Source organism: Krasilnikovia sp. M28-CT-15, assembly GCF_047159595.1.
GTDB lineage: Bacteria > Actinomycetota > Actinomycetes > Mycobacteriales > Micromonosporaceae > Actinoplanes.
Window position 1 is genome coordinate 7,468,267 of the sequence record NZ_BAAGAK010000001.1, and the last position, 14,450, is coordinate 7,482,716.

At 71.9% G+C, this 14,450-nt stretch carries 12 protein-coding genes; 2 read left to right on the top strand and 10 right to left on the bottom strand.

Features of this window, described 5'->3' with window-relative positions; translation table 11 throughout:
* Positions 1-165: 165 nt before the first annotated feature.
* Together ACMCNO_RS34200 and ACMCNO_RS34205 are read right to left on the bottom strand one after the other, a co-directional pair.
* Positions 166-801 (bottom strand): maleylpyruvate isomerase family mycothiol-dependent enzyme, encoded by a 636-nt coding sequence (locus tag ACMCNO_RS34200; protein WP_412753528.1) that lies wholly within the window; start codon positions 799-801, stop codon positions 166-168.
* A 170-nt stretch (positions 802-971) separates the two neighbouring features.
* Positions 972-2,273: a methyl-accepting chemotaxis protein gene (locus ACMCNO_RS34205; protein ID WP_412753529.1), complete on the bottom strand. Its 1,302-nt coding sequence runs from the start codon at positions 2,271-2,273 to the stop codon at positions 972-974.
* Positions 2,274-2,486: 213 nt separating this feature from the next.
* On the opposite strand from ACMCNO_RS34205, the gene ACMCNO_RS34210 reads away from it, so the two are divergent.
* Both ACMCNO_RS34210 and ACMCNO_RS34215 read left to right on the top strand, forming a co-directional pair.
* Positions 2,487-4,076 (top strand): diguanylate cyclase, encoded by a 1,590-nt coding sequence (locus ACMCNO_RS34210; RefSeq protein ID WP_412753530.1) that lies wholly within the window; start codon positions 2,487-2,489, stop codon positions 4,074-4,076.
* A gap of 239 nt (positions 4,077-4,315) precedes the next feature.
* Positions 4,316-5,344 (top strand): NBR1-Ig-like domain-containing protein, encoded by a 1,029-nt coding sequence (locus tag ACMCNO_RS34215; protein ID WP_412753531.1) that lies wholly within the window; start codon positions 4,316-4,318, stop codon positions 5,342-5,344.
* 13 nt (positions 5,345-5,357) lie between these two features.
* Here the strand turns inward: ACMCNO_RS34215 and ACMCNO_RS34220 are convergent, their stop codons facing one another.
* The 8 genes from ACMCNO_RS34220 to ACMCNO_RS34255 are packed head-to-tail and all read right to left on the bottom strand — an operon-like array spanning position 5,358 to position 13,796.
* Complete coding sequence (locus tag ACMCNO_RS34220) at positions 5,358-6,761, bottom strand: MFS transporter (RefSeq protein WP_412753532.1); 1,404 nt, start codon at positions 6,759-6,761, stop codon at positions 5,358-5,360.
* Entirely contained in the window at positions 6,745-7,110 is a 366-nt protein-coding gene (locus ACMCNO_RS34225; RefSeq protein ID WP_412753533.1) for a 4Fe-4S binding protein, read from the bottom strand. The genes ACMCNO_RS34220 and ACMCNO_RS34225 overlap by 17 nt, the downstream gene beginning before the upstream one ends.
* Positions 7,107-8,735, bottom strand: coding sequence for an FAD-dependent oxidoreductase (locus ACMCNO_RS34230; RefSeq protein ID WP_412753534.1), 1,629 nt, complete (start codon positions 8,733-8,735; stop codon positions 7,107-7,109). The genes ACMCNO_RS34225 and ACMCNO_RS34230 overlap by 4 nt, the downstream gene beginning before the upstream one ends.
* Positions 8,732-10,123 carry an LLM class flavin-dependent oxidoreductase gene (locus ACMCNO_RS34235; RefSeq protein ID WP_412753535.1) on the bottom strand — a complete coding sequence of 464 codons (1,392 nt, stop codon included), beginning with the start codon at positions 10,121-10,123 and terminating at the stop codon, positions 8,732-8,734. The genes ACMCNO_RS34230 and ACMCNO_RS34235 overlap by 4 nt, the downstream gene beginning before the upstream one ends.
* Positions 10,120-11,037: a TauD/TfdA dioxygenase family protein gene (locus ACMCNO_RS34240; RefSeq protein WP_412753536.1), complete on the bottom strand. Its 918-nt coding sequence runs from the start codon at positions 11,035-11,037 to the stop codon at positions 10,120-10,122. Before ACMCNO_RS34240 ends, ACMCNO_RS34235 begins: the two co-directional genes overlap by 4 nt.
* Before the next feature lie 14 nt (positions 11,038-11,051).
* Positions 11,052-11,921, bottom strand: coding sequence for an ABC transporter permease (locus ACMCNO_RS34245; protein ID WP_412753537.1), 870 nt, complete (start codon positions 11,919-11,921; stop codon positions 11,052-11,054).
* Positions 11,914-12,768 (bottom strand): ABC transporter ATP-binding protein, encoded by an 855-nt coding sequence (locus ACMCNO_RS34250; RefSeq protein ID WP_412753538.1) that lies wholly within the window; start codon positions 12,766-12,768, stop codon positions 11,914-11,916. Before ACMCNO_RS34250 ends, ACMCNO_RS34245 begins: the two co-directional genes overlap by 8 nt.
* Positions 12,765-13,796: an ABC transporter substrate-binding protein gene (locus ACMCNO_RS34255; RefSeq protein WP_412753539.1), complete on the bottom strand. Its 1,032-nt coding sequence runs from the start codon at positions 13,794-13,796 to the stop codon at positions 12,765-12,767. Before ACMCNO_RS34255 ends, ACMCNO_RS34250 begins: the two co-directional genes overlap by 4 nt.
* Positions 13,797-14,450: the final 654 nt, after the last annotated feature.

Consider the following 14,450-nt stretch of genomic DNA (forward strand, 5'->3'; position numbering starts at 1 on the left):
CGGCGTGTGCGACGGGAATGGGAAGTGCAGAGCTCGACTCCATGCCACCCCCATCAACGCCCAGTATGTGGATCATTACGTTACGTATAGAATCGCTGCGTCCATTCGATCGGTAGGCGCGGGAGTGTTCTTAGTCGGCACCCGCGATGCGGGCCGTGACGGTGGCTACCCTCGACGCCCGGCAGCGCGTTCGCGCAGCACCGCCACACCGTTTCCGGCCAGATCGTCGAGGGCCGCCGTACGTCCGGTCATCGCCATGATCAGAGCGACCAGCGGGCCGGCCGCCTCCGGTCCGCTGCCGTGCTTCCACTGGGCGTCGGTGGCGGTCAGGCAGACACCCGCGATCCGGCTCTTGGCGCCGATCAACAGGTCACTGCCCCGGTAGAAGTCGGCGACTGCGACCAGGTGCGGCACCGGATGATCCCGGTAGCCGCCGACAGCGCGGAACACGTCCTCGCCGTGCACGATCGTCTCGCCCAGCCAGGAGAGGGCGGGACCCGGCGGCGCGGTCCGCGCGGGAATGCGCGCCCGCAGCGACTCGACGAGCTCGGAGTCACTCCGGCCGGCGATCACTGCGGCGATCTCCTTGTTCACCATCGCATCGAAACGGAAACCGCTGCCGATCAGCTTCGCGAAGAAGCGCGGCGGCGTCATCGACGCCGTGGCGATCACATGACCCACGACATCGCGGACCGTCCACCCCGCACACAGCGACGGCTGGTCCCATGCCGCGGCCGGCAGCGTGGCCAGCCCTTCCACCAGCGACTGTCGCTCCGCCCGGATCATCTGCCAGGTGTCCATCGCCTGATCCCTTCCGCGCCCCGGCCGAGGTCTTCGGTGGCCTCGGGGCCCAGCCCCCGCACGACGGCCGTTCACGTCCGGGCAGACCGGGTGCCACCTCGCTCGCCGATGCTACCGAGACAGGCTCCGCGGAGGTCGAAATCGCCTGGTCACGGGCGCGCCGGGCCGGATCACGCTGCGCCGCTGCGTACCTGGGCCACAGACGCGCCAACGCTCTGCGCCGCGGTGATCACCGCGGTTCGGGTACGGGCGGCGACATCGGTCTGCTCCCCGATCGTCGTGCACGCCTGGTGCTGCATCCGGGACACCGTGGACAGCCGCTGCGCGACGGCGTCCATGGCCTGCGCCACCGCCGACGCACCCGAGGTCACCTCGCCGATCGTGGCCTCGATCCGTCCGGTCGCCTCGGCGGTCTGCGCGGCCAGCGTCTTGACCTCGTCGGCGACCACCCCGAAGCCGCGGCCCCACTCGCCCGCCCGGGCCGCCTCGATGGTCGCGTTGAGAGCCAGCAGTTTGGTCTGGGCCGCCACGCTGTTGATCATGTTGGTGACCGCGACGATCCCGGAGACCGCGGACGTCAGGTCCTCGATCAGCGCCGTGGTGGCGGTCGCATCGGCCAGCGCGGTCGCCGTCTCGGCGGTCGCCGCGGTCACCAGCTCACTGGTCTGGCCGAGCGTGCGTTGCAGCGTCTCCATCGCCTCGCCGGCCTCAGCGGCCAGGCCGACACTGCGATCGGCAACGCTCTCGACCACCTCCTCCAGGCGGGTGGCCAGCAGCGTGCTGCGTTCCAGCTGTTGTGCTGCCTCCTGGGCGGCCACCTGCTCGCGCCCGGCGGCCTCCCCGGCCTCGGCCGCGGCCAGCCGCAGCGCCTCCTCGTTGCGGGCGGACAGCAGATCGGCCTCGGTCTGGGCGTTGACCGCGAACTTCCAGTACGCCATCTGAGCCACGCACATGGCCAGCACGAACACCGCGTGCAGCAGCGCGAACGGCAGCGGGTTCGCCTGGGCCCGCGGGTCGGAGAAGACGTGCATGGGGGTGAGGGTTCCCAGGATCAGGTGGTGCACCGCGACCAGGACCACCGCCAGCCCGAACGGCATCCAGTCCTGGTACAGGCCGATCAATGCCAGCACCACGAGGAAATGCAGGTGCAGGTCGGTCAGGCCGACGCCGCCGTGCACCAGGGCCACCGCCGCCAGCAGCAGGCCCACCGACACAGGCAGAGCCTGGCCCCGCCGCGTACGCCCGGCTCCCGAGACCACCGCGCACAGCACCGTGGCCGCGATGACGCCCCAGAGGAACACCGCGCCGAACGTGTCCCCATGGTGGTGAGTCAGGTTGCCACCCACCAGGGCCACCACGATGATCACCGGCACGTGTGCCAGCAGGACGAGCCGCAGCGCCCGGTGCCGGGTGGCGAACGCCGTGTCCGACAAGCGGACCTCGGGCATCAGGCGCGCAAAAAGACTGAGCATTTGGAGGGCATCCTCGGGTCACGAAGCCGCCGATCCGGCCTCATCAGCGGGGCTGCATCGACCCGGGAGAGCGATTTCTGAGCGAATCCTGAGCCGAATCTGAGGCCACCGCAGCGACGTGTCGAATGCGTCATTTGCGCGGGCTTGACTAATGCGGCACCGCCACCGGCCGAGGGGTTACTTGGCGGTAGCGACAGTCCCGGAGGAGGAAGCATGGAGTCGAGCTCTGCGCTTCCAGTACCCATCGAGCAGTTCGGGGCGCTGAAATCCCTACCCCTCCACCTGCGCCAGCTGTACAGCGAGGGCCATTACGAGGAAGTCCTCGAGCTCGCCGACGCGTACCTCTGGATCTCGGACGCGTTCAGCGACTCGGAGTCGGCCCACGCGATCGTGCAGTACCACTCGTACGCGCTGACCGAGCTTGCCCGGTTCACAGAGGCCGAGTTCATGTCGCGCGAGCTGCTGCGCCGCGCCGTCTCCCGGGTCGGCAAGGCCAAGGCCAACGCCGACATGGCCGACGTGATGTCGCGCATGGGCCGCCTGGAGGAGGGCCTGCACCAGCTGGCCGCGGCCATGACGATCCTGGAGTCCTGTCCCCGCGACCCCTGGTATCACGCGGCCATGTCGTCCGTGGCGGAGGCCGCCCGCTGGGCCGAGCTGTACGAGCTGGCCGACAAGGCCACCACCATGCCGCAGTTGAACGCCGTCGACCCCATGCGCCTGGTCATCCGTGACCTGCAACGCGCCGAGGCGCTGCTGGAATGGGGTCTGCGGCTGGACCATGTGGGTCGCGTCGAGGAGGCTGGTGTCCGCTTCCGGGATGTCATCGCGCTGACTCGTCCATGGCTGGACCCGGACGCCGACCCCGAATCGCTGCTCGGCTCGGATCAGGCGATGCTGGGCGCGCTGCTGGCCTGCGGCCTGGCCAAGACGGGCCAGGCGGAGGAGGCCCGACGCCTGGCGGCCTCGGTCATCCCGGACCTGCACGCCGACAGCCGGCACTTCGACGCCCGGCTCGCCCACCTCGCTTACGGGGTGGCGCTGCGCAGCCTCGGCAAGTACGAGAAGGCGGCGCGGGAGCTGATCGCCGCCGAGCAGCTGTGTGCCCTGGCGGGTGCGGCGCGGCACCGGTTGATCTTCCAGTTCGAACTGGCCATGGTCGCTGCGGACGCCACACCGTGCGAGGCCACCCGGCACCTGCTGGCCGCGGTACGCGCGCACGCCGAGCAGCTGTGGCGCCTGCGGCTCGACCGGGTCGCCATGCTGCGGCAGGCCCGCCGCCGGGTGCAGCTCGAGGCGGACCACGCCACCGCGGACACGGCCGCCCAGACGGACCCGCTGACCAGGCTGGCGAACCGGCGCGGCTTCGACCGCCGGATGGCGGCCGTAGCGGCGGACGCACGCGCGGTCACCGAACAGATGTGCCTGCTGCTGGTCGATGTGGACAACTTCAAGCAGATCAACGACGGCTTCTCCCACGCCGTCGGCGACGACGTCCTGCGCGAGATCGGCCACATCCTGCGCACCGAATGCCGCGCCTCCGACCTGCCCGCCCGCTTCGGCGGCGACGAATTCGGCGTCTTCCTCGCCACCGACCTCACCACCGCCACCCGCATCGCCGCCCGCATGCGCACCGTCATCCGCGACCACGACTGGCACAAGACCGCCCTCGGCCTACGCGTCACCGTCAGCATGGGACTCGCCCCGCTACTACCCGGCATGACCGGCGAAAACCTCTTCGCCACCGCCGACAAACACCTCTACACCGCCAAACGCGCCGGACGCGACCGCCTCGCCGCGTAACGGTCTCAGCCCCCCGCCGTGCGACCGCCGGGGAACAGCCGGTCCACCTGGTAGTTGACCAGCGCGATGGCGTCCTCGGCGGACCGCCCGCCGACCAGCGTCGTGGACTTCATCGATGCCCCGAGGGCGTCCGGCCCACGGTTGATCGCGAGACCACGATGCGAATCACCGCGCGTCGTTCGATAGCCTCTGACGCGTTCCGACAACGGCCCGGCGGCATCTCACAGTGGGGGTGACGGATGAAACGCGAGGTCAATGCCGTTCCGGGAAAGGGCGACGGCGGCCACGCCGGACAACTCGCCGAACAGTTGCGGGACCTGCGCGAGCGCGCCGGACGGCCCTCGTTCCGGGTGATGGCCGGACGGTCGGGCCGCATCTCGCACACGACCCTGCACGAGGCCGCCGCCGGTCACCGGCTCCCGTCGTGGGAGACCACCCGGGAGTTCGTCCGCGCCTGCGGCGCCGATGAGACGGAGTGGCGGGCCCGCTGGGAACGCGCCCAACCCAACACGCCCGGTGCGGACCGCACCCCTGGGGCACCCGTCCGCCCCGATCGGGCCCACCCCGCCCCACCGGACCCGAGCCCCAGCGACGCCGACCGGGCCGAGATCACTTCCGCAGCGGTCATTCCCGCAGCCCGGACCACAGTGGACGGCGGCCCCGCGGTGGCGGCCGTCAGAGCTGAGCAGACGACAGCTGTGGCGCCCGCGAGGGATGGCCTCGGCCAGGAGCGCCGGTCGATCCTGTGGGCGGCGGCCACGGTGCTGGTGGTGCTCACCGCGGTCGCGCTGGTACAGGTGATCGGCGCCGACCACAATCCGCCCGCGGCCACCGCGGGCGGCCCGGTCGCCGCCCACGACGCGACGCCGAGCAGCCCCGCGTCGGGCGACCCGTCCGCTCCCCTGATCCCCGGCGACGCCAGCCGTTTCGTCGCGGACGTCACCGTCCCGGACGGCTCGCACTACAGGGTGAACGAGGAGTTCACCAAGGTGTGGTCGATCGCCAACACCGGCACGGTCGGCTGGCACGGCCGCTACCTGGTTCCGAAGGATCCACCACGCAACGGCGACGGCACCGAATGCCGCTACCCCCACCGCGTGCCGATCGGCGACACGCTGCCCGGCGAGCAGGTCCACATCAGCGTCCGGGTGGTGGCGGCCCGGAAACCGGGCGTGTGCTGGGTGGGCTGGAAGATGGTCGACGCGCAGGGACGGATGTTCTTTCCCAGCCGCCGACCGGTGTTCTTCCTGGTCAATGTGGACCGGTGAGAGACGTTGACCCTTACGGCGTGGCGGGGGCCAGCCGGGACCCGGGCCGCGGAATCCGCAGCCCGCACAGCAGCGCACAGGCCAGCGCCAGCGCGTAGAGCGCCAGGGCGGCTGCGTACGATCCCGCGCTCGGATAGCCGGACGCGCTGATCGACCAGGTGAGCACCGCGCCGCCGAGGGTGGCGCCGAGGCTGCCGCCGACCGTACGCATGACGTTGTTCACGCCCGCGGACACACCGGTCTGCTCCCGCGGCACCGCCTCCACCACCAGGGCTCCCACCGCCGCGAACGCAAGACCCACCCCGGCGCCCATCACCAGGACGGCCGCGCACACCTGCGGCAGCGTGCCGTGCCAGACCGCCAGCATCAGGTACGCCGACCCGGCCGTGCCCGCCCCGACGGTCAGCGCGGCCCGCAGCCCGTAGCGCCGGACCAGGCGGCGCTGGGCGGGCAGCACGAGCAGGGTACCCAGCGCGGTGGGCAGCATCACCAGTCCCACCACGGTCGGGCTGGCGCCGAAACCGATGCCGCTGGCGACCGGCTGGGCCACCAGCAGCGGCACCAGCATCCACGAACCGAACATGCCGAAGCCGAGAAGCAGGGTGGCCGCGTTCGTGGCGCGCACCGTCGGCATGGCCAGGGTGCGCAGGTCGACCAGGGGATTCCGGGCGCGGCGTTGCCCGGCCAGCCACAGCACGGCCAGCGGAAGCGCGGCCAGGCCAGGCCCGGCGACCCGCGGATCCGACCAGCCGTACCGGCCCCCGAGGCTGATCGCCAGCAGCAGGAGGCCCAGCCAGGTGGCCAGCAGCGCGGCGCCGGGCCAGTCGACGCGGGTTGCCGCCCGGCGGGGGGCGCCGGGCGGCAGCAGCGCCGCGACCGGCAGGGCCGCCAGCGCGGACACCACGGCCGGGATGCCGAACAGCCAGCGTGACGACAGCACAGCCAGCAGCGGCCCGGCCGCGACCGTACCGGCGGCGCCGCCCACGCTCATCACGGTCGAGATCGCGACGAACGCCCGCGGGCGGTCGGCGGCCGCCAGGTGGTCGCGGACCAGCGCGAAGCAGATCGGGAACACCACCCCGCCCAGACCTTGGACGGCGCGCCCCGCCACCATCACGCCGAGCCCGCCCGCCGTGGCGGAGATGAGCGAGCCGACGCTGATCGCGGCGAGCGCGCCGAGCAGGATCCGCCGTTTGCCGTGCAGGTCGGCGAGCCGGCCCAGCACGGGCGTGGACACCGACGCGCTGAGCAGGAACGCGGTCAGCAGCCACGCCGCGCCGGACGGGGTGGTGCCCAACTCCCGCTGGAACACCCCGAGCGCGGGCACCACCAGCGACTGCAGCACCGAGTACGCGGCGGTGGCGAGGCACAGCGCGCCGAGCACGGCCCGCCCGCGCAGGTCAGCCCCGGCGGACATCGCGATCCGGGTTGATCCGGGTGGTGAACACGTGGTTGGTGTCACGGGCGCTGCCCGGCGTACGGCCCGGTCCCCAGCCGATCTGCTCCCGGTACCGGCCCAGCTGCCCCGCCGCGGCCAGCGCCGCCTCGTCGGCGTACGGGGAGCCGTCCGGCGCGGGTCCGCTCAACGGGGCGACGAACAACGCGTCCGCCGGACAGTACGCCTCGCACAGGAAGCAGGTCTGGCAGTCCGCCTGCCGGGTGATCACTGGCGCCGCGCCGGGCACGGCGTCGAAGACGTTCATCGGGCAGACCCGTACGCAGATGTCACACCGCACGCACCGGTCCCGGCTGACCAGCTCGATCATGCGGCACCCACCCCGGCCCCGAGCTGGCCACCGGCACCGGCTACCGGATCACTCCCCACCGCGGTCCAGACCTGGTCGAGACCGCCGACCGTGATCCGCCGCGCGCCGTCCGGTCGCGCGTGCGGCCGGTCGTCGCGCCGGTGCAGGCCACGGGTCTCGGCGCGGGCCAGCGCGGCGGTGTACATCCAGCGGGCGTGCGCGACGAGGGCCGCGGCCTGCCGGGCCGGTAGGGCGCCCGCCTCGGAGCGCTGGCCAGCGGCACCCACGGTCAGCCCGCCCGCGGCCTCGCGCCACAGGTCGTCGAGGGTGGACAGGCTGCGGCGCAGTCCCCGGCCGGTGCGGAAGTAGTTGCGGTCCAGCGGAACGACCTCGCGCTGTACCGCGGCGACCACCTCGGCGGCCGGACGTGACACCCCATCGGACGGGCGCATTCCGACCCGCCCGGCCGGGTGCAGCGGCGCCGCCGACCGGGTGGCGCGGCGGGCGTACCGGGCCGCGGCGGCGCCGGCCCACGTGCCGGACGCCATCGCCCAGGCGGCGTTGTGGCTGCCACCACCGCTGATCGCGCCGGTGACGTATTCGCGGGTGGCGACGTCCCCGGCGGCGTACAAGCCGGGGACGCCGGTGGCGCAGTCGTCGCCGGCCAACGCCAGCCCGCCGGTGCCACGTACGGTGCCCTCCAGCACGAACCGAACGGGATACGCGGTGGTGAACGGGTCGATGCCGGCCTTGTCCAGCGGCAGGAAGTAGTTGGGTTGCGCCAGCCGCGCGGCTGCCCGCAACGACTCGGGGGCGCGGTCCAGCCGGGCGTACAGCGGCTGGCCGGTAGCCGCCAGCCGGGCCAGCGCGTCCCGCCCGGTGAGCGGGTCGCCGACGTCCAGCTCCCGCCCGTCGGCGTCGTAGTACGTGGCGAACTGCATCATCAGCCCTTTGGTCTGCCCGCCGAACGCGGGAGCCAGCGCGTACGCGGCCGAGAACTCCATTCCGGACAGCGCCACGCCGACCTCGGCGGCCATCAGGTGCCCGTCGCCGGTGTCCACGTTGAGCCCCAGTGCCCCGGACAGGAACGCGCAGCCGCCGGTGGCCAGCACCACCGCGCCCGCGTGTACCGTCCAGCGCCGCCCGCCGTCCTGCCGCCGCAACCCGGCGGCCCCGCCCACCGCGCCGTCGGGGTCGGTGAGCAGTTCCAGCGCCGGGCTGTGGTCCAGGATGCGCACCCCGGCCCGCTTGGCCCGGTACCGCATGGTGCGCAGGTACTGCGGGCCTTGCAGACTGCCCCGGCGCTGCCGCCCCGCCTCGTCGACCGGGTACGGGTAGCCCCAGTCCGCGAGGTCGCCGAGCCGCCGGTACGCCTCGTCGACCGTCCGCAGCATCCAGTCGCGTTCGGTGAGCTGCCCGGCGCGCGTCTCCCGCTCCGCCACGGAGCGTTCCCGGGCGGCCCGGTCCGGCGGCACGTACCAGACGTTGTTGCCGCCCGCGGCGGCGGCGCCGCTGGTGCCGCAGTAGCCCTTGTCGGCGAGCACCACCCGGGCGCCCGCCCCGACGGCGGCGACGGCGGCCCAGGTGCCCGCCGGGCCGCCGCCGATGACCAGGACGTCCGCGTCGAGCCCCAGTTCACCCGTCACGGCCGGGCAGCCGTCGGCTGCCGACCGACGCTGCCGCTGCCCGCTACGCCGCTGGTGTCGCGGGCCGCGGTGTTGCGGTTGGCGGGCCGGGGCAGCCCGTAGTGCTCGCGCAGGGTGCGCCCGGTGTACTCGGTGCGGAACCGGCCGCGCTCCTGCAGGATCGGCACCACCCGGTCGACGAACTGCTCCAGGCTGCCGGGCAGCACCGGCGGCATGATGTTGAAGCCGTCGGCGGCGCCCGCGTCGTACCAGCCGGTGATGGCGTCCGCGACCTGCGCAGGCGTGCCCGCGAAGGTGAGGTGGCCGCGGCCGCCGCCGAGCCGGGCGATGATCTCGCGGACGGTGAGCCGTTCGCGGCGGCCCAGGTTGACCACGAGCGTACGGCGGCTCTTGGCCCCCTCCAGCTCGTCCTCCTCCGGCAGGTGGGCCGGGAGTTCGGAGTCCAGGCGCAGCTCGGCGACGTCCACGCCGAGCAGTTCGGCGAGGCCGGGCAGGGCGAACTCGGGGCGGATCAGCCGGTTGAGTTCGGCGTCGAGTTCCCGTGCCTGCGCCTCGGTGTCGCCGATGACGGGCACGATCCCCGGCAGGATCTTGACGTGATGCGGGTCGCGGCCGTGTTCGGCGGCGCGCCGCTTGAGGTCGTCGTAGAACTCCTGCGCGTCGGCGAGGGTCTGGTGTGCGGTGAACACGGCCTCCGCGTACTTCGCGGCGAAGGTACGGCCGTTCTCCGACGATCCGGCCTGGACCAGCAGCGGGTGGCCCTGCGCGGAGCGGGGGACGTTGAGCGCGCCCGCCACCCGGTAGAACGGGCCCTCGTGCGCCGGTGGGTAGATCCGGTCGCTGTCGCCCCAGACCCCGCGCTCCTTGTCGGCGAGGATCACCTCGTCGTCCCAGGAGTCCCAGAGTTTGAGGGAGACGTCGATGAACTCGGCGGCCCGCTGGTAGCGCTCGGCGTGCGCGGGCAGGTGGTCCAGGTTGAAGTTGCGGGCCGCGTCCAGCCCGGCCGTGGTGACGATGTTCCACCCGGCCCGGCCACCGCTGATCAGGTCCAGCGAGGCGAACCGCCGGGCCAGGTTGTACGGCTCGTTGTAGGTGGTCGAGGCGGTGGCGATCAGCCCGATCCGTTCCGTGACCCCGGCCAGCGCGGTGAGCAGGACGGTCGGCTCCAGGGTCCCGGAGGGGCGGCGTTCCACCTGGTCCCACAGGACCGGGCCGTCGGCGAGGAACAGCGAGTCGAGCTTGCCGCGCTCCGCGATCCGGGCCAGGTTCTGATAATGCGCGACGTCCACGTGGGCGTACGGGTCGCTCTGCGGCAGCCGCCAGGCCGCCTCGTGGTGCCCGACCCCCATGAGGAACGCGTTGAGGTGCAGCTGTCCCGGCCGGCTCATGATGCCGTGGCCTGCGGGGTGTAGTGGCCGGCCTCGTCGCCCTCGATCACGTAGCTCGTGGCGCCGTCCGCGCCGACCGGCACGTCCCCGGCCACGGTGACCCGGTGCAGCTTGCGGGGCAGATCGCCGTAGTCGTCGGCCGCGTAGTGCTGGGTGGTCCGGTTGTCGAAGATGACCACGTCGCCGACGGCCCAGCGGTGGCGCAGCGTGTTCTCCGGCCGGGTCACGTACGCCTGCAGCAGCCGCAGGAGGTCCCGCGACTCGGTGGCCGACAGCCCGAGGATGCTGCTGGCGAATCCGCCGATGAACAGGTTCGGCACGCCGGACTCGGGGTGGATGCGGACCACGGGGTGGGCGGTGCGGTAGCGCGTGGAGACGAACACCTGGTGGTACTTCTCCGCCTCGTCCGTGCGGAACTGCGGGTGCGGCGCGTAGTCGTGCTCGTTGGTGTGCACCGCCCACAGCCGGTCGGCCAGCGCCCGCAGGTGCTCCGGCAGGTCGGCGTAAGCGGCGGCGGTGTTGGCGAACAGCGTGTCCCCGCCGTACGGGGGGATGACCAGGCTGCGCAGCGTGGTGGCCTTGGGCGGGGCGACCACGAACGTGACGTCGGTGTGCCAGGCGTTGGCCCGGGCGCCCTCGCCACCCTCCACGTTGAGCACGTTGGCGTTGCCCTCGACCGACGGCACGGTCGGGTGGGCGGTGGTGAGCGAGCCGAACGCGGAGGCGAACCGGACGTGCGCGGCGTCGTCGAGCTGCTGGCCGTGGAAGACGAGCACCTTGTGTTCGACCAGCGCGGAGTTCAGCGCGCTGATCGTGCCGTCGTCGAGCGGCTGCGCGAGGTCGAGGCCGACGATCTCGGCGCCGAGGCGGCCACCGATGCGGCGGATGTCCGGGATGCTGGGGGCGAGTGTCATGGTGAGGGTCCCTTCTAGTTGGTGGTGCGCCAGGTCGAGAAGCGGCGTTCGGTGAGGACGAGCAGCTGGTTCACGACCAGGCCGATGGCCGAGATGGTGATGATTCCGGCGTACATGTCCGGGACGGCGAAGTTGTACTGCGCGTAGTTGATGAGGTAGCCGAGGCCGGCCTTGGCGCCGACCATCTCGGCGGCGATGAGGATGAGGATCGAGTACGCCCCGGCCAGCCGGATGCCGGTGAAGATGGTCGGTACGGCGGCGGGCAGGATCACCTTCTGGAACAGCCGCAGGGGGCCGAGCCCGAGCGACCGCGCCGACTTGATCAGCAGCGGGTCGACCGTGCGGACCCCGCTGACCGTGTTGAGCAGGATCGGCCACGAGCAGGCGTAGAAGATGATCGCGATCTTCGAGGTCTCGCCGAGCCCCAGGATGAGCACGAAGACCGGCAGCAGTGCCAGCGCGGCCGTGTTGCGGAACAGCTCCAGCACGGGGTTGAGCAGGTTCGCCACCGGCTTGTACCAGCCGATCAGCAGCCCGAGCGGGATGGCCACGACGACGGCCAGGCCGAACCCGGCCAGGGAGCGGGTCAGGCTGGCCTGCGCATGATCGATCAGCTCGCCGGACAGGACCAGCTGCCACCAGGCGTTGAGCACTTCGGACAGCGGCGGCAGGAAGGTGGCGTCGACCAACCCGAGCCGGGGGAAGATCTCCCAAACTGCCGCCAGCACGGCGATCGCCGCGACCCGGGTGGCGACCGTTGCGCTGCCGCGCAGGATGCGCCGACCCCATGGGTACGCCGGGACCGACGGCGCCGCCGCGGCGGTGGGGATCGGTGTCGTTGTCGGCGTGCGCAACGCGACCGGTGCGTCGGTGAGGCTAGACACGGGCCGCCTCCTTCTCGCTGCGGCCCGGTTCCTCGCTGCGGCCCGGTTCCTCGCTGCGGCCCAGTTCCTCGCTGCGGGCCTTGTCCACCTCGGCGCGCAGCAGGTCCCAGATCTCGTGGCGGTAGCGGGCGAACGCCGGGTCGGAGCGCAGGTCCTCGGTGGCCGAACGGGCGGTCAACGGCACCTCGACGACCTGCTTGATCCGGCCGGGCCGGGAGGTCATGACGGCGACCCGCTGGCCGAGGTAGACGGCCTCCTCGATGCCGTGCGTGATGAACACGATGGTCTTGCCGGTCTTCTCCCAGATCCGCAGCAGCTCGTCCTGCAGGCCGTCGCGGGTCTGCGCGTCGAGCGCGGCGAACGGCTCGTCCATCAGCAGCACGTCCGGGTCGAACGCGAGGCTGCGGGCGATCGCCACGCGTTGCTTCATGCCGCCGGACAGCTCGTGCGGGTACCGGTCGTGGAATCCGGCCAGCCCGACCAGGTCCAGGTAGTCCCGGGCTCGGGCGGCCCGTTCGCGCCGGGGCACCCGCTTGGCTTCCAGGCCGAACTCGACGTTGCTCTGCGCGGTGCGCCAGGGCAGCAGGGCGTACTGCTGGAAGACCACGCCCCGGTCCAGGCCGGGACCGCTGACGGGTACGCCGTCGACCAGGATCCGCCCGCTGGTCGGAACCGTCAGGCCGCCGAGCAGGTCGAGCAGGGTGGATTTGCCGCATCCGCTCGGCCCGACGATCACCAGGAACTCTCCCGGCCGTACGGTGAGATTGATGTTCCGCAGCGCCGTGACCGTGGTCCCGCGGGCGTCGAACGCCTTGCCGACATTCTCGAATTCGATCTTGGCGGTCATTTCGCGGCACCGCCCGCGGCGTACGGGTTGAACTCGTTGGTGTAGATGTCGGCCGGGCTGACCGGCTTGCCCTTCAGCTCACCCGCCCGGTCCAGCCAGTCGATCCAGGCGGCGAACTCCTTGTCTGTGATGAGCCCGCCCTGCCCGGCGACCCCCCAGCTCTTGAAGTACTGCAGGGTGCTGGTGTCCTCGTTGCGGCCGCGGGCCTTGATGATCTTCTCGAAACGGGCGATGACCTCGGCGCGCGGCGTGGTCCGCGACCACTCGATCGCCTTGGCCACCCCGGCGACGAACGCGCGTACGGTGTCCGGGTTCTTCTTGATGAAGTCCTGCCGGAACACGTAGCTGCCGGCGCTGAACTCGCCGAGCAGGTCGTAGTCGGTGTAGAGAGCACGCACCCCGCCGCGGGCGACCGCCTTGTCGCGCAGCACCCCGCTGAGTGAGGCCACGTCGATCTGGCCCTGGCGCAGCGACTGTTCGGTGTTGACCGGGGGCACGACGACCAGTTCGACCTGCTTGATCTCGGCATCGGTGAGCCCGTTGCGGGCCAGGTAGGTCTTGGTGATCGCCTCGGCGTGCGCGCCGAGCGTGTTGACGCCGATCTTCTTGCCGATCAGGTCCCGGGCGCTCTTGATCGGGCTGCCGTCCAGCACGTAGAACCCGTTGAAGGTCTCCTTGTTCGCGCCGTAGTAGGCGATCACCGCCTTGATCGGCGCCTTCGAGGCGGCGAGCTTGACGATGGCGCCGTTGAACGCGCCCCCGAAGTCGATGTCGCCGGTGGTGGCGGCCTGGATGTCCTGCGGGCCGCTGATCGTGTTGCCGATCCACTTCAGCTTGACGTCGCCCAGGTACCCCAGGTCGGCTGCGAGTTCCGGCAGCGTCACCTGCCCCACCCAGCCCTGGTAGCGCAGCTCGGTGGCCTGTTTGCCGTCGGCCGCGCTGCTGGCCTGGCCGCAACCCGAGACAGCCGACGTGACGAGCAGGGCGCTCGCCAGCACGGCCGCCAGGGCGGATCTAGGTAATCTCATCGGAACTCTCCTCGTGGAATGGGTGGCAACGACCGACCGGCGGGCGGGCGGCCGTTCAGCAGGCGGTTCGGGCAGCAGTGCGGTTCGGGCGGCAGTGCGGTTCGGGCGGCAGTGCGGTGTGCGCAGCAGGGCGGTGGGTGGGCAGCAGTCATCGCGCCGCGACGTGCAGGCGGCGGTGCGGAAGTGTCCGGTGAAGGCGCGGTGGCCGGGTGAACGCGGGCGCCGTCGGCGAGTGGTGCTCGGAGGTCGCTCTCGGGATCACCCGAGGCGCTGCCGGCAGGTGGCGGGGTCGGCGTTACCGGAAAGCGCAACCCGTGGCACGGGCTGATGCGCGGTCGCGGGCGGCGGGTGCGCGCTTCGCCGTCGAACTCAACAGGTGCAGCTGCACACCCGGAGGAAGTCGACGAAGCGGCGCCGGGTGAGACGCTTGCTCCGTTTCATGCCAGCAACGTAGCTGGTCACGACCGCCCACGTCAGCATGTTTGTGACCCAGATCACATACATATCCCATGGGTTGAATAGGGTATGCCGTCCACTGCATACCTGACGACCGGTCGCGCGCCGCTGCGGCCGCCGCGATCGACAAGCCGCTCCGGGTCGCGCGCCGGTCGCGAAGATCTGCCTGGGCCACGGGGTCGCGCCGGCTGGAATGTC